Annotated in this window: 23 protein-coding genes and 2 tRNA genes; 11 read left to right on the forward strand and 14 right to left on the reverse strand. The window is 46.7% G+C overall.

Features of this window, described 5'->3' with window-relative positions:
• Window positions 1-80: 80 nt before the first annotated feature.
• Window positions 81-165: transfer RNA gene (locus tag GM173_RS12070), tRNA-Leu, on the reverse strand.
• A 67-nt stretch (window positions 166-232) separates the two neighbouring features.
• Window positions 233-1,102 carry a 16S rRNA (cytidine(1402)-2'-O)-methyltransferase gene (rsmI, locus tag GM173_RS12075; protein WP_308439600.1) on the reverse strand — a complete coding sequence of 290 codons (870 nt, stop codon included), beginning with the start codon at window positions 1,100-1,102 and terminating at the stop codon, window positions 233-235.
• On the opposite strand from rsmI, the gene GM173_RS12080 reads away from it, so the two are divergent.
• The 4 genes from GM173_RS12080 to GM173_RS12095 all read left to right on the forward strand — a co-directional run bounded on the left by GM173_RS12080 (window position 1,097) and on the right by GM173_RS12095 (window position 4,047).
• Window positions 1,097-2,350: a penicillin-binding protein activator gene (locus tag GM173_RS12080; RefSeq protein WP_203571634.1), complete on the forward strand. Its 1,254-nt coding sequence runs from the start codon at window positions 1,097-1,099 to the stop codon at window positions 2,348-2,350. The two genes, rsmI and GM173_RS12080, sit on opposite strands and share 6 nt — an antisense overlap.
• Complete coding sequence (locus tag GM173_RS12085) at window positions 2,350-2,688, forward strand: YraN family protein (RefSeq protein WP_203571635.1); 339 nt, start codon at window positions 2,350-2,352, stop codon at window positions 2,686-2,688. Before GM173_RS12080 ends, GM173_RS12085 begins: the two co-directional genes overlap by 1 nt.
• Before the next feature lie 193 nt (window positions 2,689-2,881).
• Window positions 2,882-3,472 carry a phosphoheptose isomerase gene (locus GM173_RS12090; RefSeq protein WP_203571636.1) on the forward strand — a complete coding sequence of 197 codons (591 nt, stop codon included), beginning with the start codon at window positions 2,882-2,884 and terminating at the stop codon, window positions 3,470-3,472.
• The gene (locus GM173_RS12095; RefSeq protein ID WP_203571637.1) at window positions 3,472-4,047 is read left to right on the forward strand and encodes a BON domain-containing protein; all 576 of its coding nucleotides are present in this window, start codon (window positions 3,472-3,474) and stop codon (window positions 4,045-4,047) included. Before GM173_RS12090 ends, GM173_RS12095 begins: the two co-directional genes overlap by 1 nt.
• 96 nt (window positions 4,048-4,143) lie before the next feature.
• Here the strand turns inward: GM173_RS12095 and GM173_RS12100 are convergent, their stop codons facing one another.
• Window positions 4,144-4,797, reverse strand: coding sequence for an arylesterase (locus GM173_RS12100; RefSeq protein WP_239078502.1), 654 nt, complete (start codon window positions 4,795-4,797; stop codon window positions 4,144-4,146).
• Window positions 4,798-4,952: 155 nt separating this feature from the next.
• Between GM173_RS12100 and GM173_RS12105 the strand changes: the two genes are divergently transcribed.
• The 4 genes from GM173_RS12105 (at window position 4,953) to GM173_RS12120 (ending at window position 10,030) form a co-directional block, all read left to right on the forward strand.
• Entirely contained in the window at window positions 4,953-5,630 is a 678-nt protein-coding gene (locus GM173_RS12105) for an ABC transporter ATP-binding protein (protein WP_203571638.1), read from the forward strand.
• Window positions 5,631-5,785: 155 nt separating this feature from the next.
• Complete coding sequence (locus GM173_RS12110; RefSeq protein ID WP_203571639.1) at window positions 5,786-8,245, forward strand: ABC transporter permease; 2,460 nt, start codon at window positions 5,786-5,788, stop codon at window positions 8,243-8,245.
• Window positions 8,246-8,424: 179 nt separating this feature from the next.
• A complete protein-coding gene (locus GM173_RS12115) occupies window positions 8,425-9,342 on the forward strand; it encodes a phosphotransferase (protein ID WP_203571640.1) in 918 nt (305 codons plus the stop codon).
• Between the two features lie 187 nt (window positions 9,343-9,529).
• Window positions 9,530-10,030 (forward strand): hypothetical protein, encoded by a 501-nt coding sequence (locus tag GM173_RS12120; protein WP_203571641.1) that lies wholly within the window; start codon window positions 9,530-9,532, stop codon window positions 10,028-10,030.
• Between the two features lie 95 nt (window positions 10,031-10,125).
• On the opposite strand, the gene GM173_RS12125 is transcribed toward GM173_RS12120, so the two are convergent.
• The 10 genes from GM173_RS12125 to GM173_RS12170 all read right to left on the reverse strand — a co-directional run bounded on the left by GM173_RS12125 (window position 10,126) and on the right by GM173_RS12170 (window position 18,656).
• Entirely contained in the window at window positions 10,126-10,635 is a 510-nt protein-coding gene (locus GM173_RS12125; RefSeq protein WP_203571642.1) for a DinB family protein, read from the reverse strand.
• A gap of 59 nt (window positions 10,636-10,694) precedes the next feature.
• Window positions 10,695-12,479, reverse strand: a complete 1,785-nt coding sequence (recQ, locus tag GM173_RS12130) for a DNA helicase RecQ (RefSeq protein WP_203571643.1) — start codon at window positions 12,477-12,479, stop codon at window positions 10,695-10,697.
• A 111-nt stretch (window positions 12,480-12,590) separates the two neighbouring features.
• A tRNA-Ser gene (locus tag GM173_RS12135) sits at window positions 12,591-12,680 on the reverse strand.
• A 192-nt stretch (window positions 12,681-12,872) separates the two neighbouring features.
• Window positions 12,873-13,610, reverse strand: coding sequence for a tetratricopeptide repeat protein (locus tag GM173_RS12140; RefSeq protein WP_203571644.1), 738 nt, complete (start codon window positions 13,608-13,610; stop codon window positions 12,873-12,875).
• A gap of 84 nt (window positions 13,611-13,694) precedes the next feature.
• Window positions 13,695-14,531 carry a tetratricopeptide repeat protein gene (locus GM173_RS12145; protein WP_239078503.1) on the reverse strand — a complete coding sequence of 279 codons (837 nt, stop codon included), beginning with the start codon at window positions 14,529-14,531 and terminating at the stop codon, window positions 13,695-13,697.
• Between the two features lie 38 nt (window positions 14,532-14,569).
• Window positions 14,570-15,652 (reverse strand): tetratricopeptide repeat protein, encoded by a 1,083-nt coding sequence (locus GM173_RS12150; RefSeq protein WP_203571645.1) that lies wholly within the window; start codon window positions 15,650-15,652, stop codon window positions 14,570-14,572.
• Between the two features lie 50 nt (window positions 15,653-15,702).
• Entirely contained in the window at window positions 15,703-16,086 is a 384-nt protein-coding gene (locus GM173_RS12155) for a hypothetical protein (RefSeq protein WP_203571646.1), read from the reverse strand.
• Window positions 16,087-16,119: 33 nt separating this feature from the next.
• Window positions 16,120-17,007, reverse strand: a complete 888-nt coding sequence (locus GM173_RS12160) for a hypothetical protein (protein ID WP_203571647.1) — start codon at window positions 17,005-17,007, stop codon at window positions 16,120-16,122.
• 51 nt (window positions 17,008-17,058) lie between these two features.
• Window positions 17,059-17,676 (reverse strand): hypothetical protein, encoded by a 618-nt coding sequence (locus tag GM173_RS12165; protein WP_203571648.1) that lies wholly within the window; start codon window positions 17,674-17,676, stop codon window positions 17,059-17,061.
• Between the two features lie 56 nt (window positions 17,677-17,732).
• Window positions 17,733-18,656 carry a hypothetical protein gene (locus GM173_RS12170; protein WP_203571649.1) on the reverse strand — a complete coding sequence of 308 codons (924 nt, stop codon included), beginning with the start codon at window positions 18,654-18,656 and terminating at the stop codon, window positions 17,733-17,735.
• Window positions 18,657-18,796: 140 nt separating this feature from the next.
• Here GM173_RS12170 and GM173_RS12175 point away from each other — a divergent pair, with 140 nt between their 5' ends.
• Window positions 18,797-19,123 carry a helix-turn-helix domain-containing protein gene (locus GM173_RS12175; RefSeq protein WP_203571650.1) on the forward strand — a complete coding sequence of 109 codons (327 nt, stop codon included), beginning with the start codon at window positions 18,797-18,799 and terminating at the stop codon, window positions 19,121-19,123.
• A 54-nt stretch (window positions 19,124-19,177) separates the two neighbouring features.
• On the opposite strand, the gene GM173_RS12180 is transcribed toward GM173_RS12175, so the two are convergent.
• Window positions 19,178-19,687 carry an antirestriction protein ArdA gene (locus GM173_RS12180; protein ID WP_203571651.1) on the reverse strand — a complete coding sequence of 170 codons (510 nt, stop codon included), beginning with the start codon at window positions 19,685-19,687 and terminating at the stop codon, window positions 19,178-19,180.
• Window positions 19,688-20,627: 940 nt separating this feature from the next.
• Between GM173_RS12180 and GM173_RS12185 the strand changes: the two genes are divergently transcribed.
• Window positions 20,628-21,569: a hypothetical protein gene (locus GM173_RS12185; protein WP_203571652.1), complete on the forward strand. Its 942-nt coding sequence runs from the start codon at window positions 20,628-20,630 to the stop codon at window positions 21,567-21,569.
• Window positions 21,570-21,943: 374 nt separating this feature from the next.
• The gene (locus GM173_RS12190) at window positions 21,944-25,570 is read left to right on the forward strand and encodes a UvrD-helicase domain-containing protein (protein ID WP_203571653.1); all 3,627 of its coding nucleotides are present in this window, start codon (window positions 21,944-21,946) and stop codon (window positions 25,568-25,570) included.
• The last annotated feature ends 89 nt before the right edge of the window (window positions 25,571-25,659 follow it).

Genomic DNA, 25,659 nt, shown 5'->3' on the forward strand with positions numbered 1-25,659 from the left:
TTTCCGACGGCAACAAAAAACCCGCTTCATTGCTGAAGCGGGTCTTGTCAGAGTAATCAGTTTTTACGCTGATTTTATTCTGGTGCCCGGGGCCGGACTCGAACCGGCACACCTTGCGGCGGCGGATTTTGAGTCCGCTGCGTCTACCAATTCCGCCACCCGGGCAGGTGTCTGGTAAGGAGCCGCCATAATAGCGAAGACGTTACAGATAGGCAAGTGTTTTGTTAAATTTTTATGATTGAGCGGCTTTTTTTAGCTCCAAGGCGCGTTCATACAGCGCATTACGCGGCGCTCCAGTAATTGCCTGCGCGAGTGCTACGGCTTGCTTGACTGGCAACTCTGCCACGAGAGGAACAAGAACTTGGTCGTGCGCGTTCGATTCATCTTTTTCTGCGGGCGGCGCGGCATTGACGACGATGACTGACTCGCCTTTTTGCTGATTCGGGTCGCAGGCAATCCATTCAGCCAACTCTGCCAAAGTGCCACGGCGTATCGTTTCAAAGGTTTTGGTCAATTCGCGACACAGCACCGCCTCGCGTTCTGCGCCAAGAATGCTTGCCATATCGGCGACGCATTCGGCAATGCGGTGCGGCGCTTCGTAAAAGACCGTGATATGCGTCGCATTTTTAAGTGCGGTAAGTTCATCACAGCGCTGTTTGGTTTTTGGTGGTAAAAAGCCATAAAACAAACTGTGGGCACAGCTAAAACCACTGGCCGACAATGCCGTCGTGAGTGCCGATGCACCGGGAATTGGGATGACTTTAAATCCTGCGGCGTGTACGGCTGCCGCTAACACCGCACCTGGATCAGAAACCGCGGGTGTGCCAGCATCGGAAACTTGGGCTACAGTTTCACCAGCAGCAAGGCGTGCGATTAGTTTTTCCGCCATTGCGCGTTCATTGTGTTCTCGGACTGAGATCATCGGCGTGCTGATGCCATATTGTTTTAATAGCTGCCCGGTGACGCGGGTGTCTTCGGCGGCAATCACATCGGCAGCATTCAGAACGGCAATTGCGCGACTGGTGATATCACCCCAATTACCGATTGGGGTGGCAACCACATATAATGAGGACTTACTGACATGGATATCAGGGTTATGCACGCCAAATTTCTCCTTGCCCAATGTTGGGCGATTGTGTCGTGGTGTCGCGCTGTTGCGATCTCAAGAGCGTGTTTTAAAAGTGCTGCGCATCCCGTGATAACGGGTCGGGTGGTGCTCGAAATCCTCATGTACAAAGCGTACATTGCGGTTCCTGCGCTCCGGCCTCGCCGTTCTGACGGGCGCTCGCGACTTTTAAAGCTCACTCTAAGCGCCGTACTATACGGGGCCTTAGGCTTTACGACCACTACCGCACGGGCGGAAGACGCTAGCGCAGTGGCTGAGGCGACTGCGCCCAATCAATTGATGGCGCTTATTCTACCTTCAAAGTCAAAGTCTTTTAAGGCGGCCAGTGATGCGATTCGTGCTGGCGTTTTAGCGGGCGAGCGCGTTCACGGTGGTGCAGGGCTGCCCGTGGTGCGCGCTTATCCAACGGATGAAAAAGAAGAAAATGTCGTGGCTGCATATCAACAAGCGGTATTAGATGGTGCCTCAGTGGTCATTGGGCCGCTTACCAAATCAGCCATGAATTATTTATCAGATAGCACTGAATTGAAGATTCCCGTATTGGCGCTCAATAGTTTTGATGAGACGACGCTGCAACAAGCAAATCTATATAGTTTTAGCTTGTCGGTTGAGGCAGAGGCTGCGCAAGTGGCGCAATTGATGTTGCAAAACCAGTACGCTCGGCCGATGGTGCTGCAAATGAGTGATGCGCTCAGCCAAAGAATGTCACAGGGTTTTGTACAAGAGTGGCGTAAATTGAATCAAACGGATGCGTTGGTCGTTACTGTCGCAGACGCGCGCCGAGATGCCGCACAACTGCGTGAGCAAATCAAAGAAGCGAATGTGGATGCGATTTTCTTGGCGATGGATGGCAAGGCAGCCCGTCTGGTACGGCCTTATGTGGGCAATGATTTGGCGATTTACGGCACGAGCCAAATTGATTCGAGCCGCTTGGGGCGTACTGCTTTGGTGGATTTAACCGGTATTCGTTTTGTAGATATGCCGTGGCTTGGCATGCCCGATACCGATGGCTTTGACCTTTATAATCGCACTCGCAGTCCATCCAATGATGTAGAGCGTTTGTTTGCAATGGGCGTTGACGCTTGGCGAATTGGGGCTCAACTGCAAGCGGGGGCGGCGCAGAACGCCACTTCGATTGACGGCATCACAGGCGTGCTGACCATTGGTGACGATAGGGTGATTAAGCGCAATATGATTACGCGCACCATGAGTTTGACTAAATAATGAATGACCGTGGCGCCGCCGCTGAGCAGCGAGCGGCTGATTTTATTGCGACGCAAGGCTTAAAGTTGGTCGCGCGTAATTGGCGTTGCCGCTTTGGTGAGATTGATTTAATTGCCAAAGAAGGTAAAACACTGATTTTTATCGAAGTACGCGCGCGTCGCCATGCGCAGTTTGGCGGCGCGGCCAGTAGCATTCAGCGTAGTAAACAAGAAAAGCTGATCCGAACGGCACAACTGTATTTGCAAAGTATTTCACCTGTGCCGCCGTGTCGGTTTGATGCAATTTGTATCGATGGGGATGATTTGGTTTGGCTAAAAGATTGCATCCAAGCCGATTAACCCCATATCTATTTTATCTAGCATTGTTTTTTTTGCGCAGTGGTACGGCTTGGTGGTGGCTGCAGCCTCGGTGCTGCGCATTGATTATAAAATTTAAAGCATAAATTCTCGTGCAGCTTTAGAGCGCTTCGCACGGCATTTTTGCCCAGTAACTGATTCGTGCGTCTAACGCACTTAACAAAAAGGAAAACCCATGGATTTGATACAACGCGTTCAGCAACATTTTGTAGAAAGTATCGAAGCCAAGCAGTTGGCGATGGGCGCTTTGTCGCCTGCGATTGCGACTGCTGCCGAGAAAATCGTGCAGTCTTTGATCGCCGACGGCAAGATTTTGGCATGTGGTAATGGCGGTTCTGCGGCCGACGCCCAGCATTTTGCGGCGGAAATGGTGGGCCGTTTTGAGCGTGAGCGTCCAGGGTTACCGGCGATTGCATTGACAACGGATTCGTCAGCATTGACTGCGATCGCCAATGACTACGATTTTGATTTGGTTTTTTCCAAACAAGTTCATGCATTGGGTCGTGCTGGCGATATTTTGGTGGCGATTTCAACATCGGGTAATTCCGCCAACGTGATTTCAGCAATTCATGCTGCGCATGATAAACATATGACGGTGATTGGTTTGACAGGGCGCGATGGTGGGCAAATCGCTGATTTGTTGACTGGCGACGATGTGCATTTATGCGTTCCTCATCCGCGTACAGCACGGATTCAAGAAGTGCACATTACCGCGATTCATGCGATGTGTGATGCAGTTGACTTTATGTTGCTTGGGGGCGATTGATGAAACGCACTGTAGTTTTGTCAGCTCTGTTGCTGAGCTTAGGACTATCGGCGTGTGTGCCTTTGGTGGTGATCGGCGGCGTTGCTGCTGGTGCGTGGATTGGTTCTGATCCACGTAAAACGGCGGTAATCAAAGAAGACACTGCTCTGGGTGCCAATATTAGCGCCAAAATTATTGATGAGTGGAAAGAGCTGGCTCACGTCAATGTGAATACTTTTAGCGGTGCAGTGTTGTTGACGGGTGAGTTGCCGAGCATCGAGGCGCAGAAAAAAGCTGTCGCAATCGCAAAGAGTTTTCCCCAAACTCGTAAGGTTTACGATGAAACGGTGGTTGGTCCGGTGTCAAGCGCAGTGGATCGACTGAACGATACCCAGCTCACTACACGGGTGAAAAGCGCGGTGATGTTGCAAGTGAAAGACGGCGCCAGCGTCCATGTGCAGGTCATTACTGAGCGTGGGGTCGTTTATCTATTGGGTGTTGGTACCCCTGAAGTGGCTAATCAAATCGCCACCGTGGCCGCATCCGTTTCTGGTGTGCAGCAAGTGGTAAAATTAGTTGAGCCAACTCTTCCGTAATTCTTTGTCTGTATATTGATATAGGCTTTGATTTATATTGTCTATATCAATATACCCAGAGCATTTTAAAACGCGAAAAACAAATTTAAACCGATCTTACTTCGTAAACATCCACAGCTGTTGTTTCTGTAAATCGCGCAGAATGCCTTGCATAATCAAGGGCTGCGCGGCAGCGGTGGGGTGTAGCTGATCGGCTTGAAACATCGCATTATTCTGAATCACAGGTGCCAATAAAAAGGGCGTGAAACTTGTTTTGAATCGCTCGGTCAATGCTAAGTAACTGGCGGCAAATGCTTGGGTGAATTGCGGTCCGTAGTTAGGTGGCATTTGCATGCCGACTAAATGCACTTTGCTGCCTTTGGCTTGCGCGGTACTGATGATGTTGGCGAGATTGTCTTGCATCATGTTGAGTGGCAGGCCGCGTAAGCCGTCATTGGCGCCCAAAGCGATAATCACCAACTGCGCTGGATATTTTTCGCTGATGGCCGGAAAACGCGAGCGTCCGCCCGCGGTGGTTTCGCCCGATAAACTGGCATTCACCACGTTGACGGCTTTGCCGCTGCGTTTTAGCTCGGCTTCCAGTAAGGCTGGCCATGCTTGTTCTGCTTTAATACCGTAACCGGCTGACAAGCTATCGCCAAACACTAAAATGGTGATGGGTTTGCCCTTGGCCATGGCAACGGAGCTAAAGCAAATTATGGCCATACTGATTAAGTAGTAGCGAATTTTTAATCGGATCACTGTTTTCATGGTTTTCTCAATTGCTTATTCATTCCAGCAATGCCGGAGTCCAGTTGCAACGTTGATTGGTGTGACGCGCTGCTTAGCGGTTTAATTTATCGTTGTAATTAATTGTAGATACGTATGCCCGTGTGGGCTTTGCAGTCGAAATCGAAGGAAACAACATGGCCGCTATGATTTCTGTGCAGCAGTTACGAAAAACGGTGCCGACCAGCGAAGCGGAGTTGACCATCTTGCACGACATTAGTTTTACGGTCGCTCAAGGTGCTAGTTTAGCGATTGTTGGCAGCTCTGGCTCGGGAAAATCAACGCTGCTGGCTTTGCTCGCGGGCTTGGATGTGGCCAGTGCCGGTGAGGTTGAGTTGGCTGGCACGCGTTTGGGCGCGCTGACCGAGGATGGCCGAGCCCGATTACGTGCGCAAACGGCGGGTTTTGTGTTTCAGTCGTTTCAATTGCTGCCGGATTTAACGGCGCTGGAAAATGTGATGTTGCCGCTGGAATTGGCTGGACAGCCAGAGCCACAAGCAATCGCCGCCGCGTGGCTAGAAAAAGTGGGCTTGGCCGCGCGGCTCAATCACACGCCACGGCAATTATCGGGTGGCGAGCAGCAGCGGGTGGCGCTGGCGCGTGCTTTTGCACCCGGTCCTAAAATTTTATTTGCCGATGAGCCAACGGGGAGTTTGGACTCGGTCACCGGTGAAATCATCGCGGATTTACTCTTCAAACTGAATCAAGAAGCCGGCACGACGCTGGTGCTGGTGACGCATGATGAAACGTTGGCTGCACGTTGCCGATCTCGTCTACGTCTTGCCGCTGGCGCAATGGTGTCTTACGACGTTTAAGACACGGGGAGCACGAAAGACACGGAAAAAGCAAAAACTATTCAGTGAGCATTTTGCTACTGCTTCGTTTTTATTTCGTGTTTTTTTACTGTGTTTTCATGCTGTTCGTGATCTAAGTTTTTAACGTTTAAATTTCCGCTGAAAAGGCATTCCTGATGTGGAATCTATTAAAAATCACGCAGACTATATTCCGCCGCAATCTGGCCGCCGGCGAGTTTCGTACCTTATTGCTGGCGTTGACGATCGCGATTGCCGCGCTGGCGAGCGTGGGCTCGATCAGCGAGCGCGTGCAAGGATTGCTACTGGGACAGGCCAATCAATTACTGGCCGCGGATGTGGTACTGGTGTCCGATCACGCGATTAAACCCGAATTAAAACAATTGGCGCTGCAGCAAGGTCTGCAGGTGGCGACGACGGCGACATTTCCGTCGATGGCGAGCTTTGGCGAGCAAACCACGTTGGCTTCGGTGAAAGCAATCAGCGATTTACATCCACTACGCGGTGATTTGTTATTGCAAGGCGATCAACGCACGGCTGCGCCAGCGGCAGGGCAGGTGTTTATCGATGCACGCTTGCAGGCTATGCTGGGTATTGCTGTCAACGATAGATTAAGCCTTGGTCAGCTGCAATTACAGGTGGCAGGTATCCTGCAGCGTGAGCCTGACGCGGGTTTTGATTTTTCCAGTTTGCAGCCACGCTTACTGATGAATCAAAGCGATTTGGCCGCCAGCGGTTTATTGGGGTTTGGTAGTCGGGTGAAATATCGATTGCTGTTGGCGGGGGATGAAAAACAATTGAGCGCGTGGCGCGCGCAAGCAGCGCCGCAACTAGAACGTGGTCAGCAATTAGAAAATGTGCGTGAAGCGCGCCCCGAGCTTAAAGATGCCTTGGATAGGGCGACGCGCTTTTTGCAAATGGCCGCCTTGCTCGCAGGCTGTTTGGCGGCGATTGCGATGATTTTGGCGGCGCGGCGTTTTGCTTTGCGCCATTACGATACGGTGGCCTTGCTACGCACCTTTGGTGCATCACGGGCTCAGGTGCGCACGATTTTACTGGCGCAGTTGGTTTTGCTGGCATTACTGGCGGCGGTACTCGGCGGAGCCTTAGCTTGGGCGGCAGAGGCAGCCTTGCTCGCGGTGATTCAAACTAGCTTGCCGCAGCCATTGCCCGCCGCAAGTCTGTGGCCGTGGGCGCTGGCCGCGAGCCTGGGTTTTTTGCTCTTACTAGGCAGTGCGGGGCCAATTTTATTGGCCTTGGCTGATACGTCACCGCTGCGTGTCCTACGCCGTGAAATTGCGCCGAGCGTCAAAGTAGGGTTGCAGTGGGGAGTGACGGGTAGCTTGATGCTCGGCTTGCTGTATTTGATTGCCGGTGATTTGCAATTGGCCGCGATGGTGGGGGCGGGTGTTGCGCTGGCCTTATTATTGGCGGGCGGCTTGGGATTATTGATGTTGCGAGCCTTGCAAGCGGTCTTGCCGGGCACGACAGTGAAAATCGCGGTGCGCCAATTGCAGCGCCAGCGCGGCCTGGTTGTGGCGCAACTGGGGGCGTTGAGCTTGGGCCTGCTAGGGATTGCACTGTTGACTGTTGTACAAAGCGATTTACTGCATGCATGGCAGCGGCAAGTGCCGATTGACGCGCCAAACCATTTTGCGGTGAATATTCAGCCCGAACAAAGAGAATCCGTCGCGCAGCAGTTTACGCAGCAAGGCTTTGCTGAGCCCAAATTATTGCCGATGATACGTGGGCGCTGGCAGGCGTTAAATGGTGCGCTTGTGAATGCTGAGCACTATACCGAACCACGGGCGCAGCGTTTGGCTGAGCGGGAATTTAATCTGAGTATTGCGACTGACAATACGTCGCAAGGTCAATTGCTGGCGGGTGTGCCTTTGCAGAGTCAAATTCCGGGTTGGTCAGTTGAAGTGGGTTTAGCTGAAACATTGGGTATAGCTTTAGGCGATTTGCTTACCTTTGATGTGGCAGGTATACCTATTACTGCACCGGTGGTGAATTTGCGCAAAGTGGCTTGGGAATCGTTTCGTGTCAACTTCTTTGTGATTGGCAGTGCAGCCATCATGAACGAGCAACCGACCAGTTGGGTGACGAGCTTTTATCTGCCTAATAATCCTGCTAAAGCGCCGTTTCTTGCATCGTGGGTGAAGGCGATGCCCAATATCACCATCATTGACGTCGGCCAAGTGTTGGCCGAGGTACAGCGGGTGATTACTTTGGCGAGTTCTGCTTTGCGCTTGGTGCTGGTGCTGTGCGTGCTGGCGGGTTTGACTGTGCTGATTGCGGCGCTCGACACGACTGAGGCTGAGCGGCGGCGTGAGGCGGCGATTATGCGTGCACTGGGCGCAACATCGCGGCGATTGGCTGCGGTGTGGTGGGTGGAAAGTTTGTTAATTGGTGCCGTGGCCGGCTTGATTGCTGGAGTTTGCGCCAGTGCCACTGGCTGGTGCTTGGCGACATATGTGCTGAAATTACCGATGACAGTGAATTGGCTATTGCCAATCTATACCTTGCTCGCTGGTATGGTATTGGCTGGGTTAACGGTGTGGCGCCGTCTGCGTGTGCTAGCCAATACGACACCGTTGATCCTGCTGAAAGAGTGAGCCCTGTGTTGTCCGATTTGCTGGTCGATAGATTGGCGTGTTTGATGGTGAGGCGGTCTTGATCTCGTTTGCTTGATGAACAAACGATTAAACTCTTTGATAGTTTGCGCCAGCGCAAAACGATCTGAGTTTGACTGGTGCATGCTCCACTCTGACTAGTGCGCAGTGGAGTGTGGCTAATGTTAATCGTCGATCAAGGGCCCGTGGCTCGCTTGTGTCAGCTGTATTTGGGTGGCACACCGCAAAAAATTGAGAAAATCACTGGCTTTTATGCCGATGTATTTTTGGTGAAAGTCGGAAAGTTAAAAGCGGTGCTCAAATGTTATCGCCTGCCGGGGCAGGCGCAACTTGAAGCCGATGGTCTGAATTTTTTGCGCAAGTATAGCCATGGCGTTGTTGTTCCTGAAGTGATTGCGATGCATACCCCTGGTGAAACGGGGGAGGCTTTGATTTTGACGTATGTGGATGGCATTCCTGCTAGCCATGCCTTGGAATCTCCGGTATCGATAGATCGTTTTGCTGATGATTGCACCGATTTATTGCTGAGCTGGCATTCGATTACCCGCCCGATTGGATTTAGCGATTTAGATGGTCGAGAGTACAAAGACTTTGCTAGCAGTTATAAAGCCTTTTTAGCGAGCCGTGTGGCATGGCTGAAAAGCAATATTGCGGCACAGCGGCTAGGCTTGCTATTGCGTGAGCGGATTATTTCGTTAGCTGCCCGATTTGAGCAGTTACCGTTTGGCGCTGAGTCGCTTCCTACCTTGATTCATGATGATTGCCATGCGGCGAACTTCTTGGTTGATCCCGACTCGCATCGTTTGTGCGGCGTCATTGATCCGTGCCATGCACGTTTCTCGCACCGTGATCTCGATTTATTTCATCTTTCTGATGTGCGGCCTGATTTCAAACTGCTCGCAACGTATTTACGCAAATGTCCGCAGGATGACGGTTTATCGACGCGTTTGGCGTTCTTTACTTTGTTTGATGACATCAAGCATGCCGCCGCTACGCATTGGGATGATGAAGAGTGGTTGTGGCGCAAGGTTGAAAAACTCGAATCGAAGTTAGCCGTAGCACCGAAAATTGTGGCCTAGAATTCTAGGGGCTGTTGACGTTTTTAGGCTCTGCTATTGAACAAAAAATCCCTCTAATTTAGGAGGGATTTTTTGTTTTTTTTTTATTATAGATTTGTAAATTTAATGCAAGAATAAATTAATATTGAGTGCATATGCCATGGGTTACTATTTTTTCATTCTTTAGTTTGCTGCAGTAGGTGAAAAAATGGGTAATTTGGCAGCGGTAGCAAAACATTTGGTCTATCAGTGTGGGCATCCGCCAAATAAAGCGGATTTTGCCCTCTTCGAGGAAAACCTTCTGGAGCTGACTTTGTGCTCGCTCGAGTTTAATTGTCCAGATTGTTGTCGGGCGGCGTTTTCATTGATTGACTTGGATTGCCAAGCGTATGCTAATTTGCACTATATCGATCAGAACTTTTCTGCATTCACACTGGAAGTAGCGAATGTAGTGAGCCCATTGAGTGATATTTTGGCCACAAATGGCTACCAGTTTTGCTGGCCGTCGCTGGATGAATTGAGTTATGACAATGGTATTGAGTACGGTGGCGTATCGGTGTGGCGCAAAGAATTCTGGTTTGATCATCAAACTTCCCCTGAAAATGTATTGCGCTTGATGAATCATCTGAAGCAGGAAATGACATGGCTGGCCAATTATTTTCCCCGAGGTAAACAAGGAACGCATTATGGGAAATTCATGCCACGCTAGGCTGGCTTGATGTGGTGCCATGACAATCGAATAGATAAAAAACCCTCATCTGAGGGTTTTTTTATATCTTTTCCTACGGAGGCCAATTGTCTTATTTAAGTGTGATGGCGTCGTTCTGGCTCGCTTAAATGTAAAAAACCAGTATAAATGTCACGCGGAGCGCTGATTCCCTGTTGCGACATAATCCGGCCGACCGCGCCACGGTGATAGCCGCCGTGAGTGATAATGTGCGCCAAAATTTCTTCGCGTGACATGCGTCCTAGCTGAGCATCAATAAAAGTAAATTCTATCGTTTCAGCTAGCTGTATCGCATTCAGTTGCGCAACATAGTCCAGATACCATTGATCACTTTCCTGAACGTCCTGATACAGCGCTGCCAGTGTGGGTGTAGCTGGGGTGTTGGTATTGTTATAGCTGTGGCTTGTGCCTTGTAGATGCGCAGCGAAAATACGGTCGACGACATAGATATGATTCAAGATCCGGATCGCTGCGTGTAGCTGTTCGTGCTGAGTGGCAGGATCCAAAATTTGCAGTGCGGCAAACAGCTCTTGATTCGCCCATGCTTTATATTTAAATAGCGAGTGCAGTAGTGTGGCTGTGCTCATGGCTCACTCAGAAAAGGAAAGGTTAATCTGAGTGTAAGGGATTTGAGCGTTGCTGGCGATTAGGCCTTGTTTAAAACTGCCAAAAACGCATCACCATATTTATCCAGCTTGCGATCACCCACGCCAGAGATTTTGGATAGCTCGTAATGATCACGTGGATGGTGGCGGATCATTTCTTTGAGCGTCGCATCACCAAAGACCACGTAAGCTGGTACGTCTTGTTCATCAGCGAGTTCTTTGCGCAGGCGGCGCAAGGCTTGCCATAGTGCGGCTTCTTGTGGATTGGCAAAATCGCTGTCTTTGTCGTGGTAGTTGAATTTCTCGGTGCGTTCGCGCAAATACAGCGGCGTTTCACCTTTCAAATACGGACGCGCCGCATCGGTCAATTGCAAGCCGCCATGACCATCCGGGGACAATTGCAAGGCGCCGCGTACCAAGAGTTGGCGGAAAATGGCGCGCCAGCTGGCTTCATCGACGTCTTTGCCGATACCAAACGTTGTGATTTTATCATGTAGATGCTCTTTGACCTTTGGCGTAGTTTTGCCGCGCAATACATCGACCAGTTGCCCCACACCAAATCGATTACCGGTGCGATAAACGCAAGACAGGGCTTTTTGTGCTGCAGCGCTCATTTCCACCAGTTTGGGCGGATGCAGGCAATTATCGCAATTACCGCAAGCGGTGGTGGTTTCGCCAAAGTAGGCGAGCAAGGTTTGCCGGCGGCAAGCTGTGCCTTCAACGAGGCCAAGCATCGCATCGAGCTTTTGCCGCTCAATACGTTTTTGTTCATCGCTACTACCGCTTTGTTCTATCATTTGCGCTAGCAACATCACGTCATTCAGGCCGTATGCTAACCACGCATTGGCAGGCAGCCCATCACGGCCAGCACGGCCGGTTTCTTGATAGTAATTTTCGATGCTTTTGGGCATGTCTAAATGCGCGACAAAGCGCACATCGGGCTTATTGATGCCCATGCCAAATGCAATCGTCGCGACCATGACGACGCCTTCTTCGCGTAAGAAGATTTGTTGATTTTTGGCTCGGATATCGGCGTCCAATCCTGCATGATAGGGCAGAGCCCGGATTTCCTTGCTGCGCAGCCATGCGGTGGTGTCTTCGACTTTTTTACGCGACAAGCAATACACAATTCCCGAGTCGCGTTCATGTTCGCGGCGGATAAAGCTTAGTAATTGGTCGCGGGCGGTTTTCTTTTCGACAATGCTGTAGCGCAGGTTGGGTCGATCAAAGCTGGAAATATATTGTTGTGCACCTTGTAGCCGCAGCCGTGTAATCATTTCTTCGCGTGTGGCATGATCTGCGGTAGCAGTGAGTGCAATGCGGGGGACTTGCGGAAAATCGTCGGCCAGCACCGATAGGGCTAGATATTCGGGGCGGAAATCATGCCCCCATTGCGATACGCAGTGGGCTTCATCAATCGCAAACAGGGCAAGATGCGCTTGGCGTAGTAGCGATTGGAAACGAATCGTGGTTAGGCGCTCGGGGGCAACATAGAGTAATTTCAACTCACCGGCGACAAAAGCGCGTTCGACTTCGCGCGCAGCATTGGCGTCCAGCGTGGAATTTAAAAATGCGGCAGGTATGCCAAGTTCTTGTAGCGCTTCAACCTGATCTTGCATCAGCGCAATGAGTGGTGACACGACGACGCCACAGCCGGTTCGAACCAGAGCCGGAATCTGATAACACAGTGATTTACCGCCACCCGTTGGCATCAATACCAGCGCGTCGCCACCCGCGCAGAGATGGTCGACCACATCTCCTTGTTGCCCACGAAATGAATGGTAACCAAAAGTGTGTTCAAGGATATGGAGTGGGGTATTGGGCATCAGTCAATTGTACTATGCGGGGCGCTTTGCATTGCCGCTAGTGAGCGGAAAATTGTCATGGGCGCAGAATGCAAAAAAGCCCTGATGCATCAGGGCTTTTTTACTTAATCTTGGCGGAAGCGCAGAGATTCGAACTCTGGGAGGACTCACATCCTCGACGGTTTTCAAGACCGCTGCCTTAAACCACTCAGCCACGCTTCCGTACTTGATAAAACACCGCAACCAATGCTGAAATTGTTATTCAATTCAAGGGTTTAGGTTTTCTATATTTGCTTAATTGCTATTTGTTCTAAGAGTGTATTTTAAATAACTCGTAGAGCTGTGTAACAATAGAGGTGCGTATTGTGTAGCAGTTTGTGTAACAGGTCAAGCCCTTGCACTGACTTTTTTGCTTTAAGTATCCCTTAAATAGGTATCCAGTGCGTTAAGGAAATTACTTGGCTTAAGTAATTCTCGGCTGAGTTGTTGTCCAGCTGAGATTTGCTTGAAGGTCATTCCTTTTTTTAAGGCATCTCGATTATTACGACTTGTAGTATTTGCTGTAGAGCCGTCTATCACTGTGGACGCATTTATAAGGGCGTAGGCGACTATCACGTCTCGCGGAACACCTTGACCGTTGTAGTAGATCACACCAAGGGTGTTGTATGCCTGTGCATGACCTTGCTCGGCAGCTTTACGAAACCAGCTAACCGCTTGGGAATAATCTATCTTTACTCCTTCACCGTTGTAGTAAATTAGTCCAAGACTTTGTTGCGCAGGCGCATGACCTTGCTGAGCTGCTTTGCGAAACCAGCTAACCGCTTGGGAATAATCTATCTTTACTCCTTCACCGTTGTTATACATTATTCCAAGATTATGTTGCGCAGGAGCATAGCCTTGTTCAGCGGATTTGCTAAACCAGCTTAGCGCTTGTGCATAGTCTATGGGAATCCCTCGATTTTCATAGTGCATTACACCAAGTGAGAATTGAGATTTGGCATCTCCTTTTGCAGCGGCTGCAGAAAACTCACTAAATGCCAGTGTGTAGTCCTTAGCAGTATATGCTGTGACTCCTTCATCGTATCCTGCGCTAGCTGGCGTCGAGATTAGGCCTGCAACGAGTAGGGCAAGTAGTGTGTGTTTGATCTTCATTCGCTTTCTCGTGTTTAAGTTTAGAGCCGCTTGGCATAGTGCGGCGGTTTTGGGTTTGAATGCTGCTATTGCAAATAGAGCTGCTTAGATTGAGAGCCTGAGGTAGGCATCGATTGCGCGTTTTAAATTATTGGGTCTGGCGATTTCTTGGCTGAGCTGCTCTGCTTCTACAAGCTCTTGCGGACTTAACTGCTCGGCTGCGAGTGCTTTGCTTTTGGCAGCATTGGTGGTCGAGTCTTTGGCGGCCAGACTAAATAGCGCATAAGCAATTTCTCCACTTTGTGGCACACCTTGCCCCTTCAGATAGAGCTGGCCTAGATGGGCTTGAGCTATAGGTATGCCTTGATCTGCTGCTTTGCTGTACCAGTGAGCGGCAAGGGTATTATCCTGCTGCACGCCTTGGCCTTTGGCGTACATCAAGCCAAGGCTAAATTGTGCTTTGGGCACTTCTTGTTCGGCGGCTTTGCGACACCAGCTTGCTGCTTGAGTAAAATCTTGCGGTACACCTTGACCCTTGGCATACATCACTGCGATATTGTATTGCGCTGTGTTTTCGCCTTGCTCAGCGGCTTTTCGAAACCAGTTAAAAGATTGGGCATCATCTTGCGGCACTCCCTGCCCATTCATATACAACACACCAAGGTTGTATTGAGCAGTGCTGTGGCCTTGTTCAGCAGCTTTTCGATACCAATGGGCGGCTTGGGTAAAATTTCGTGGTACGCCACGGCCAGTCGCATGAATTACGCCAAGGCTGAATTGCGCTTTGGGATTGCCTTGCTCGGCGGCTTTGCGAAATTCGCTAGCCGCCAAGGCAAAATTGCTCGCATTGTGTGCTGCCATTCCTTCATCAAAACCAGCGTTTGCCATGTTGATCAGCAAACTAGCAAGTAATATTGGTAGTAATGTGTTTTTTAAGTGCATTGCTTACTGCCATTGCATGTATTCATGTTGGTTAAGTGTCAGCAGCTGGGTGATGGGAAGCTGAGCTGGCTGGTAAACGGGTCTATTTGTGGTTGAACTTGTACCCGCACTTTGCAACCATTGCTGTAGGTCACAATGCAATCACCATTGCGGCACTGCGAGCTACACTGGCGTGTATTTCCAGTGGGGATGCAACTGCCATTATTTTCGGTGGTTGGCGACTGTGTTTCTGCTATTTTGATTTCGCGGTCTAGAACTTTGCCGACTTGATCGGCTTGAGATAATTCTTTGACGAGTTGATTGATTTTATCTTTTTTGTCGGAATCGAACTGTTCAAACTCCTTGGCTAATTGTTTTTTTGTGGCAAGGATTTGCTGAATAAACTCCTCGGTATGGGTGCGGTCGTTACCAAGAAAGTGGTGCTTTGGTTTACCAAGAAGGTCATCTTTTGAAAATGCGACAAGGGCAAAAGCTTGGAGTAAATGATCGTTATCGCCCGCGAAATCAGCTAATAGTGCGTAGGCTGCTCCAAGGCCTTGGCTTGCTGATTTTTTGAGGAGTTCAAATGCTTCTTTCTGAGTGGCAGCGTCACGGTTTTTATTCAAAAGCTCTGCTGCTAAAATTTGCTGTGCTTTGGGATTTCCATCATCTGCTGCTGACTGGAGGTATTTCATACTTTCCTCCTGATTTTGTGGTGCTCCTAGGCCATACCCATAAATCGCAGCAAGGTTCAGTTTTGCCCAAGAATTATTTTGCTGAGCAGATTTCTTAAACCAAGACATTGCTTGCTCGTGATTTTGGGTACCGCCGAGGCCATTAATATAAAAATACCCAAGGCTGTTCTGTGCACTCGCGTTGCCTTTTTCTGCTGCGCTGGTGTAAAGCGAAAATGCTTTTTTATTATCTTGCGGTACACCTTCTGCAAATGCATAGATATCAGCTACTTTAACCTGTGCATCGATATTCCCTTTCTCAGCTAACGCCGAAAATTTGCTTAATGCGCCTGCGTAGTCTTTTGACTTGTATGCGGCTTCAGCTTCTTGAAGCTCAGATTTGTCATTGCAGCCAGATAAGAAAAACAATGCGATGCTGGCTAGAATTGCGATTAGTGTTTTGTTCATTCCATTTCTCGGGTTTTAAGATTTTGACTAAGGCGTAAAGAATTTAAATTTTATTTTCCAGTTAAGGATTTCAAATCCTTTTGAAATCCTTTTTCTTGCCATATCCATGCGTTTGGTGTATTGCTACCGCCTTTATCGTATGTTCTTAGCTGCATGGCTGTTGGGCTTCTATCTAAGGTTTGTTGCCAGTTTGCATCTTCTGCGCATTGTTTTTGGCAAATAACCAGCGCCCCTTCTCGCCTTACTGCCATCACCTTACCGCTATTGCACATGTAATCATTGGCTTTTAATTTGACATTACATTGTTGTGGGTAAGTCAGGGAGTTTGGTTCAGGTGCATTAGGGTCTTTGACTGAAGACCCTAATCCGGAACATCCTCCTAGGTGAACTGCTGCGACACAAGCAAATAGACTAAGGAGGTTGTTCTTTTTCACGTTATTTGCTCCCAATAAGATTAGTGGGTCTTATTATTTTTGGGGTGTAATTGGATGTGATTTTTGTTCTTGCTTCCACTTTATCCAAATAAAAAGCATCAGTATTGTAGCAAAGATAGGAATTGAGAAATAAGCTATGCCGTATTCGATAGTCATGCCTTTACTTAGTGATTCAGAGTCATTTAGAAAGTTAGTATGTTCTGTTATGGGGTAGATAATGGTAATTGCAATTAGTGTTGTAAGGAAAGATGTCGCTGTTTTGTAAAAGATGTGGGTTAGTCTTGGCAGAGTTGGAGCAATGATCAAGGCTAGTAATACAAGTAATGCTAAAAGACGAATAATTATAGAGTGGTTGAAGGTGTTGAAATTCATTGTGATTGTTATTCCTAGTGCCGTTACAGTAAAAATATTGCACTCCAGAATTAAAATATATAAGAGAAAAGTGCAAAAAATAAACACAATGTCTTTTCGTGCGTAGGGGCTTAGTTTGGATAATTTATTAATGCTTTCATCTTCTGGCTGGTATAAGATAATGCCAAAGATTAAATATATAATATATGCTAGCAACTGCAAGTAAATACCCCAGCCAGCAGTAGAGCCTAAAGAGCCTGAATAGTTATTAAGAGAACTCATTGCGTGCTCTTGGACTATAAAACACAATACAATCCCAATGCTTGCAATTAAAACTGTCCACCAGTTTAGATCTCTGAGTTGTGCTCGTTTAAATACCCGTAAAAATCCAGAGGTGATTGCTAGTGCAGCTAAAATTGGCATTAACCAAGAAATTCCGCCCAAAAGGCTGATGTCGTAATATAAGTATTCGACTTGCCCTAATGGTGTTGCTTGAAAAGCTAGATTGCCAAAGCAAGCAATTAAAGCAATAAACCCTAAAGCTACAAAAATATAATTGATACGATTCATTATATGAATACCAGTAAAATAGTTGGTTTGATTGAGTTTAATGTCTCAAATCTAACAGCTTGGTGAATTGTAAGACCATTGATTAGTCAATGGATCGAATGTTTGATCTACTTGTACCCTAATCTTGCAACCATTTGAGTATGTTACTAAGCAATCGCCATTACTGCAGGAAGAACGGCAGCTTCGTTGGTTACTGCGGGGAACGCAGCTATTGTTGTTTGCAATTGGGGCGGATTTTGATGCAAATCCAGTTGAATCTTCCCAGTATGAAATATCTCTGCTTTTGCAATTTTTATAGGATTTGTTGCAGTTTGTATATGCTGCATCAATGGCATCTTGGGACGTTGCGTAACCAGTGTTATAAGCACAGCCACCATCTCCACAGGTTACTGCACCAAAACCGGGTACTTTACCGCGTAAAGTAATTTTGCACTTATTGGCAAGATGACCAATGCCATTTTTTATAGCATCTTCTTTGCACGTCTTAATGCTATTGATATCAGCCTCTTTTTGGGTTGCGTAATTGTAAGAGGAGGCAAAAGCATTATTAGCTTCTCCTTCAATTGTTGCAATAGCACTTCTTGCAACTGCGGAGTTACCGCTGAATAGCAGTGTTAAAATGCTAAAGCTAATTAGGATTATTTTTAGCAGACTTATGTTTTTAATCATAACGATCTCTTCTTTAAATCTGTTTAAGCCAGCGTATGTTTAAAGCCTAAATGTAATTAGCTAGCTCCAGCACCTTTCAAAATTGCAATTACTTCTTCATCGGTAGCATATTTTGATAAAGTTTTGCCGCTGGCATCTGCTGATTTCAGATCAACACCGCGTGCTTTAACAAACAAATCGACGGTAATGACATCGCCCCGTTTGATCGCATCTACAAATTGGTCGCGGTTTGAGTAGATCAGCCCGATGCCTGTTAGCTCTTTACGAGCTGCAAGCGTTGCTTGGGTGTTGCTGGCGGATTGTTTGTTTTTTTGCTGCTGTGCTGCGAGAGGATCTGCGCTAACGATTTTGCCCTCCATTGCGGGTTGCAATTGCACCAGCGTTGCTTGTAAGCCCATTTTTTTCAAATCGGTATCGATTTGATCCATCGTTGAAGCAACGAATTTGCTGCTGTCGCCTAGACCAATGGCCTTAGTCAACATCTTTCCTAGAAATGCGCCTGATATTAAAGAGCTGGTACCTACCTGCTCAGAAAAACGCGCGTAATAGTTGATACGCATTCCAGTCTGATATGGGAATACGCAGGCCATCATCATGGTGCTGTCGCCAAATTGCGCCATGCTGTTGTCCATGGTGGTGATTTGGAAAGTATGGCCGTTGCAGTTTGGCATTGGGATGGTGATGCCCATTACGGTGATACCTTTGAATTCCATTTTGCTCGGAAATTCTGGAGGTTCAGCGGCTTGTATTGGGCGAGTAGCGTGGGCTGAGGTGGCCTGTACGCGGATTGAGTCTTTCAGCTGGTCGTAAAGGGCATCAGGGTTGGTGACATTGGGAATGTCCCAAATCGCGAAGTATTCCTTGCTGTTGTTGGTTTCTTTGGTCACATCATCAAGTAGGCCAGCGTTTGCGCTAGATGCCAGTGCAAGTAAAGCAGCGGTGCGCAGGATGTTATTGTATTTAGTTGTGATCTTTCCCACTGTCCCATCTCCGGAAATTATAATTTTTGAAAACTTAGTTGTTGAATTCAACATCTTATGCTTTGTTTCTACAGTGCATGAGCTTACATCCGAGAAAGAAGAAACTCAACATATGATGTTGAAATAATCGGATTGGCAACATGGCGGATTTAGCAAAAATTCTGGGTGAAAATATCAAGAAAGCTCGACAGGCTGCCAAGTTGACGCAAGAAGTACTGGCTGAAGCCATCAGCCTTGATTCTCGATCTATTAGTCGAATTGAGCGTGGCAATGCTTTGCCTAGCCTAAGTACGCTTGAGGCAATTTCGATTACGTTAAATGTAGGCTTGGGCGAGCTGTTCGAAGGCATGACGAAATCAAAAAGTGAAATTGCACAGGAAATTGAGTCCTTGCTAGCCACGCTACCCGCACAAAAACAGCAGGGATTGCTTGAGTTGGTGCGTTCTATGGTTCGCATTGCAAAATAAAGTAGTAAATTCGGTTTTAAGCTCTGTGTATGCCCCTTGCGGGGCATTGCAGTTTTAGAGACATGAAGCATTCGTTACGGTGTATGTGTTGCCACCAAAACGAAACTCGGCCAGATCTCCGTTGAGCTCGCAGTCGCGTGCAAAACCGTCATAGTCGATATAGCTGCGTACAGCATCAGGAATGCTTGTTAGGTAACATTCATCAAACAATTCAGCTGCGGCATCTTTAAGGCTGCATGCGGTAATGCAAACCTCGTCTATTTTTGTGATTGCGTCGGCAAGGCAATAATTCGCTTCGTGCACTAGATAGAACAGCGCCACTTTTTCGCTGGCGCTCATATCTTCGATTTCGTCAAAATATTGCGCAACGCTCGATTGATCTAGTTGCAGGGCGTTGATTAGTTCGGCATCGTCCGCTTCATTTAATTGAATTTCGTATTCCTCAACAGGGTTTCCATAGCAATCAGTGTGATTTTCTGACTTTGCGTTGAAGTCGGCGGTAGAGCCGAAATAAAAGCCAACCGCTGAAGTGTTGTAAGGCTGTGCGAAAAATGTGGTTGCCATGCTAAAAGTCCTTTGCGATGTTGAAAATTATTGCTCTCGCTTCGTTCTTCTCGCCTCCCCTGCGGGGGACGGGAGGGGGCAGGTTTTGTTGGTGAGAAATAAGTAATGGCCGACGATATGCCAGCCATTTTTTTGGTTTGCCCACGAAAGCCCCTCTCACTGGTGAGTCGAGGGGCATTTTGCTGGGCAGGTAAATGGTTGGCCGTTGGCTTGCTTCGATGATTTTGGCTGAGCTTCGAGTGTCGAGAGGTGTGCCACAAAGCAGAGCGGCTGGCGCAGCTGTTGACTTGAAGCGAAGTACTGTTGGTGATTCAGCCCGAAGGGGCGAATTACGCAGCAAAAATAGCCCGCTTTATGGCTATTTGCAGCGTCGTGGAAGGCGATGCTCGACGCCTACGGCGAGCACGTGCAAGGAGTGGCTAATGAATTCATCAGGTTGAGCAGTAATTGAGCTTGCGAAATTTTGCGACTCCTGATGAAAAGCCGTCCCAATGGCTGGTCATTAGCTACGGTCAGCATGACAGGGGGGGCTCCGCCAGACCGAGACAATGTTACGGAACCCAGTTTTCCCGGGGAAAATGAAGGTGAGCGTTAATTGATGATGGGCTTTGAGTGGAGTTTCTCAAAGCCCATCGTCATATTTGACGAGGTCTGGTAGCCCCCCTTGGCAAAAAACTAGGTCGCTGAGGCCCCAGCCGAATTCGAGATGCCGCGTCCAGCGGAGAACATCGCGATTGCCCGACGTTTTGCGCAGCAGGTTTGTTTAGCTATGCCCGTATATCAGCTCGACAGGGCTGTTTATATTGACGGGGAATTCGGGATTTTGATTTTGACGTGTTTTCCCTGCGTTTTTGCAGCTCATTTCATGTGATTTGCTTAGAAGCGGCAAGGCTCCGATGTTTGTTGCTATACGTAGTTTCAACAAGATTAGGAGATTCATATGCAATACATGCAACTTACCCCTGCCGATAGAAAGGTAAACCTGTTAGCTGGGTTTGCTAAGTTTGGTTTTTTAAGTTTTGATGAAGCATGCGCCATTCAGTGCGGCAATATCAAAACGACAAGAAGTGATTTGGCATACCTTTTTCGGCAAGGATTATTGGCAAAAAGAAAAATCACAGGTTTTAGGCCAGACATCATTTTCATTACGAAGAAGGGTGCAAGTTTCGTATCTACGCATTTTGAAACTGGTGTGCAGCATTATGCGGATTATGCCAAGACAAGCATGGGGCGAGCGATTCATAGGGTTTACACCGCAAATATTATGTTGGCAAGGCGATTGCAAATCACTGCTCGTCGGCTAGAAAAGACAGTGAATACCTCGGCAAGCACAGTGGATGCGCTCAGTAAGGTTAATCGACTACTGACAAGAATATCGCTGGTGTCTGAATTGGATTTTTATGCGGATAAGAATCGGTACATCTGCAAGGGTAAGCTTGCAGATGGCCTCATCGTGACACAATCTGCAAATCCGAGTGAACCTGCCGCAGTGACTTGGATCGAGAACGAAAAAACACCAAAAGGCCAGAAACAATTTCGTCATCTGATTACCTTTTTGGCAGGCATTCGATTAGATAAACGTCAGGCTGTTCAAGATAATAGTGCTTCGCAGGTGCTGGCTAACATTCCGCTGCTGCACGGTGCAGCACAAATTAAAAGTGTGGTGTTTTACATAAACACGTCACCCTTCGGTGCTGGCGATTTTGAGGCTAGATTAAAAAACAGGTTAGATGATGAGACCTATGACTATCTTTCAAAAATTCAAATGATTAAGTTTATGTCTTACCAAATAAGCGATTATTTGAAACACAAAACTCCCACTGGCAATATGCTAGCAACATCTAATTTGATTGATAAAAATTTTTCGTTGATACTTAATTAGTTAAAAATTTCATGACTATACTGTTTTGTAATGCAGGACATTTGATGCAGTCTAAGCTATTTAAGGAAATGACAGCATCAATATTGATTTTTATTTGACCTTGTGTCGGCCAGCCCCCCTAATATTGGGGGGTTGTGCTTTGATGGCTGCATTATTTGACGCAAGTTAGTTTTCTTGCTTAATTTAGGTGTATTTTAAAAGTGGTAAAAGGTATGTACAACAATGCAGTGTAGTAATAAAAAACCCTCACTTTGTAGAGTGAGGATTTCGGGAGATACAGCGAGCGTCTGACTAGGACTTAATAAGTATATAAAATATTACTAAATAAGCTCGTCTGTATCACCGAAAATTAAAAATAATTTTTGGAGATACAGATGAGCTTTTCTATTAAGAAATTAAAATTTTTAAATCAAACAGCCGAACAGAGGCTGAGTTGGACAAAGAAAGAAGTTATGCAAGCAGCGGAAGAAGCTGCTGATAGAGCACAATTCATTTTGAACAGCACTTACGATGCAGATACTCAAACCGACGAATTGAGCAAAATCAGTTACGCAGTATTTCAACAGATTGAAGATGCTTGCTGGGGTATGCCTAGTAAACAGATCTTTAGGATTAAAGAAGATCGACTAGGCAATATTAACTTCGATTGTAAAAAATCACTCAAAGTAGTGGTTGCAAAGCTTATTCGAAAAAAAGCATGGAAGAGGCTTTTTAGCCAGAAATGGATTGAAGCTAAGGACGTTCATGCCAGACTAAATAAAGAATACGGTGGTGCAGATGCAAATGGTGAGGCTAAGCCTGACTATGCTTCAAAGCGAGCCATTCGAAACAAGAAAGATAAGAATGAAGAGAATGAGAGGTTCTTAGCTGATTTCAAGGTATGGAACAAAGAGACAGGCGAATGCTTTAACTTGACTGATACAGCACATGCGGAAATTGCCAGAAAGACTTGTGTCGTAAAACGAATCGAATTGTATGCAGAAAAGAATAATCTGACGTATGCGATGTTGACTATCTCCTTGCCAAGTCAATATCACAGCAACCCTGCAAATGCAAAAGATACGCATACATGGGACAGTCAGTTCGGTGTTAAAGAAGGCCATAACCGAATGAATGCGTATTTTCATTTGGTTAAAGCTAATCTGTTGAAACATGCCATTAGAATGATTGGTGTCAAAGCAAATGAACGAATGGGCGATGGCACGCCTCATCTGCACTATGTGATTTTCTTCAAAGAAGAGCAGCTAGCCACGATTGTTAAGTATTTAACGTTTAACATGCCTTCATTGTTTGGAGATGTTGCGAGAGTGAGAGTGGGTGAAAAATTCGATAAGGCTAAAAACAAAGGTGTAACTGTTGTCGAGAGAGTTGCACTAATTGAAGATGTGCCGAAGGGAAATAACCACTATCAAAAGTATGATCCGACCATCTGCGCAAAAACAGTTCACATCTGCGATGAGGATGGAGAAATTCACGAAAAAGAAGTGCCTAAAGAGGAATTAAAATGTAAAAGCTGGGGTGGTGGCATTCAACTTGATCTGAAAGCGGTGATTCCTATCGAAATCCACCCTGATAATTTCGAACTGGACGAACAAGGCCATCCAATTACAGGGATCGCCTCAGCGTCAAGTTATGCTACAAAGTATGCGATGAAATCTGTTAATAATGGATCATCACCGGAGACTCTGGCCCTCGCTGCCCGTAGATCAGCCTATTCAATTAAAGCTGTGACTTTCTTCGGATTACCTGATGGGCTGATGACATTTTTTGATATGTCTATGAATACTTCAAGCAAGCTATTGAAGGAATTAAAAGAATCGACTATCGCCCTTGAAGACAAAATAGACGCTGCTGATTATGCCAGAAGAATGACGTTGATCGATCTGATATGGCATTGCAAGAAGTATGGTTCTAGATTCTCATCCGTTCAACCTTGCTTCAAGGATCAATATGGAAACTTAATTCGAAAGGATAAGTTGGAAGACTTTAAAACTGAAGACAAGTTCATCGACTTGTCTAGTGTGCAAGCACATATCAGGTTTTATGAGTTGTGGGTGTTGGCTAATAAGTGGAAGTTCTCTGTTCATTCTATAGTTGTTCAAAATGACCGAGAAGATACGGTTAAAAAACCGATGGGCTTAGGTTTGATCAAGAAAGCTACACTTGAAGCATTTGAAGCGGATCAAAAGAAAACGCCATTGGCTAAGGAAATCAAAAGCCTAAGAGGTAAGCTTAGCAGACTCAATAAAAAGATTAGATTATTGAAAGGACTCGCTTCTGATTGCGATAAGTCCAGACTGGATAGTTTGCAATATGATTTAGCCGATTGCCTTAGTCAGCAAGCTCAGGTTGAAGCTGAGTTTATGGAAGGTAATTACAGTTATGCGATTACCAAAAGCAATGATTTTGAAATTTCATCTGGGGTACATGCTCGATCTATGCAGAAGTACATCAGAGATGAAAAATCGAAAGCGGAAGGCATTGAATTAAAGAAGAAAAAAGCAATTGTTGAGGCAATTAAGGATGCATTTAGTAATCAAAAACCAAAATTAGAAGAAAACTGCATGTCTGAAACAAACTGCTTCGGAATGTTAAACTCACTGACAGAAGATCCGTCAGTTTCGTGTAACATTCCGAGGCGAGTTTCAAACATTTTAAATTATACAAGGGTAGGTCAAAAGCAACCTCGAAACCCAACCCCTTCGTTTGTGGATTTATCCGGCTCCATCAAACAATACTGGGAGAACCTTGCAGATGCTCTGTATCTGCAAAGCAAGGCAATTAAATTACCATTTGATAAACATGCTGCAATTAAAGCAGCGGCGGGCTCAGGGAAGACCTATGTATTGACTAACAGAGTCAAGTACATGACTGAATCTGGCGTTGATCCTGCTTCGATTGTGTTAATTACGTTCACCAGAAAAGCAGCAACCAACCTAAAAAAGAAGCTCAATGAACTGAAGGTTAAAGGGGTAATGATCGGTACGTTTCATGCGGTTTCAGCCATGCTTCTGGCTAAAGTAGGCCTTACTGCAAATGGTTTAAATACGGTAGTTGCGGAAGCTGCGAAAATTGGCACGAAGGAATATTATTTACTGATCGACGAGGCTCAAGATATGAGCCATGATCAGCTCGATTTTGCGGAGGCTCACGGCAAGTCTGTATTTGCTGTAGGTGACATCAGGCAAGCATTGTATGGCTTTAGAGGTGGTATTGCTGATGGATATGGGCAATTCCCTTTAAGCAACGAAGGTCATGCAATTGACCTGCTAGGCAATAAGGCTGGTCACATGGTTCATAACATGAGATGTGCCGCTGTACCTCTAGCTTTTGCCAATGCGTTGCAAGCAAAAGAAGCCCCCTCTGTAGCCATTAAAGCAGGGGGTAGCCTTAAATTGGCTGCGGCTGGTACGCGTAAACAGGAAATCGCCAAAGTGATTGAAGCGGTGAACGCTTTAATGTCAAACGATGAGCTAAAGCATGAGGACTTTATCAAGGTGCTAACCGCAACCAATGACGAAAGAAGAGCTATAACTCAACGTTTGTTTAAGCTTAAGCTAACGAATGATTACATCACCGTTGAAACGATCCATGCTTCAAAGAGGCTTGATCGTGACCATATTATCGTATTCGGCGGTAGTAGAAAAGTTGGTGATGACTTGCAAGTCAAAGCGATGGACGATGAATTTGCCAGATTGAACAAGTTAATCAATGCTAAGTACGCATCTACAAATGAAAGACATTCTAAGTCTGTTTTAAAACTAAAACCGCCAGTGCCAAGAAAAGAACTTAAGGCTGAATTAAAAGACTTGAATAAATCTAAGTCGGTACTGCAAGCATTACAAAATAGATGGTATGTTCGAGCTACCAGAGCTAAGAAGTCGGTGTATATCACTTCGACTGGCCTATTGCCTGAATTCGTTAGAGAGTCTTTAGCGATTCGAACAGGTAAATTGGAGGAATATTACGAAAAATATAAAGTAGAAAATTCAGCCATTTGATTTTAATAGTATTTAAAATCAGTAAGAAAACAAACCTCATCGTGAGGGCTTGTTTTCTTTTGTGGTTGAGCTCTGGGTTGTAACTTCGT

The sequence above is a fragment of the Deefgea chitinilytica genome, assembly GCF_016881405.1.
GTDB classification, from domain to species: Bacteria; Pseudomonadota; Gammaproteobacteria; order Burkholderiales; family Chitinibacteraceae; genus Deefgea; species Deefgea chitinilytica.

What these genes read in the sequence shown, in the direction of transcription:
- GM173_RS12080 (WP_203571634.1), top strand. Translation starts at nt 1,097, where the DNA reads ATGCACGCCAAATTTCTCCTTGCCCAATGTTGGGCGATTGTGTCGTGG.
- GM173_RS12085 (WP_203571635.1), top strand. Translation starts at nt 2,350, where the DNA reads ATGAATGACCGTGGCGCCGCCGCTGAGCAGCGAGCGGCTGATTTTATT.
- GM173_RS12090 (WP_203571636.1), top strand. Translation starts at nt 2,882, where the DNA reads ATGGATTTGATACAACGCGTTCAGCAACATTTTGTAGAAAGTATCGAA.
- GM173_RS12095 (WP_203571637.1), top strand. Translation starts at nt 3,472, where the DNA reads ATGAAACGCACTGTAGTTTTGTCAGCTCTGTTGCTGAGCTTAGGACTA.
- GM173_RS12100 (WP_239078502.1), bottom strand. Translation starts at nt 4,797, where the DNA reads ATGAAAACAGTGATCCGATTAAAAATTCGCTACTACTTAATCAGTATG.
- GM173_RS12105 (WP_203571638.1), top strand. Translation starts at nt 4,953, where the DNA reads ATGGCCGCTATGATTTCTGTGCAGCAGTTACGAAAAACGGTGCCGACC.
- GM173_RS12110 (WP_203571639.1), top strand. Translation starts at nt 5,786, where the DNA reads ATGTGGAATCTATTAAAAATCACGCAGACTATATTCCGCCGCAATCTG.
- GM173_RS12115 (WP_203571640.1), top strand. Translation starts at nt 8,425, where the DNA reads ATGTTAATCGTCGATCAAGGGCCCGTGGCTCGCTTGTGTCAGCTGTAT.
- GM173_RS12120 (WP_203571641.1), top strand. Translation starts at nt 9,530, where the DNA reads ATGGGTAATTTGGCAGCGGTAGCAAAACATTTGGTCTATCAGTGTGGG.
- GM173_RS12125 (WP_203571642.1), bottom strand. Translation starts at nt 10,635, where the DNA reads ATGAGCACAGCCACACTACTGCACTCGCTATTTAAATATAAAGCATGG.
- recQ (WP_203571643.1), bottom strand. Translation starts at nt 12,479, where the DNA reads ATGCCCAATACCCCACTCCATATCCTTGAACACACTTTTGGTTACCAT.
- GM173_RS12140 (WP_203571644.1), bottom strand. Translation starts at nt 13,610, where the DNA reads ATGAAGATCAAACACACACTACTTGCCCTACTCGTTGCAGGCCTAATC.
- GM173_RS12145 (WP_239078503.1), bottom strand. Translation starts at nt 14,531, where the DNA reads ATGCACTTAAAAAACACATTACTACCAATATTACTTGCTAGTTTGCTG.
- GM173_RS12150 (WP_203571645.1), bottom strand. Translation starts at nt 15,652, where the DNA reads ATGAACAAAACACTAATCGCAATTCTAGCCAGCATCGCATTGTTTTTC.
- GM173_RS12160 (WP_203571647.1), bottom strand. Translation starts at nt 17,007, where the DNA reads ATGAATCGTATCAATTATATTTTTGTAGCTTTAGGGTTTATTGCTTTA.
- GM173_RS12165 (WP_203571648.1), bottom strand. Translation starts at nt 17,676, where the DNA reads ATGATTAAAAACATAAGTCTGCTAAAAATAATCCTAATTAGCTTTAGC.
- GM173_RS12175 (WP_203571650.1), top strand. Translation starts at nt 18,797, where the DNA reads ATGGCGGATTTAGCAAAAATTCTGGGTGAAAATATCAAGAAAGCTCGA.
- GM173_RS12180 (WP_203571651.1), bottom strand. Translation starts at nt 19,687, where the DNA reads ATGGCAACCACATTTTTCGCACAGCCTTACAACACTTCAGCGGTTGGC.
- GM173_RS12185 (WP_203571652.1), top strand. Translation starts at nt 20,628, where the DNA reads ATGCAATACATGCAACTTACCCCTGCCGATAGAAAGGTAAACCTGTTA.
- GM173_RS12190 (WP_203571653.1), top strand. Translation starts at nt 21,944, where the DNA reads ATGAGCTTTTCTATTAAGAAATTAAAATTTTTAAATCAAACAGCCGAA.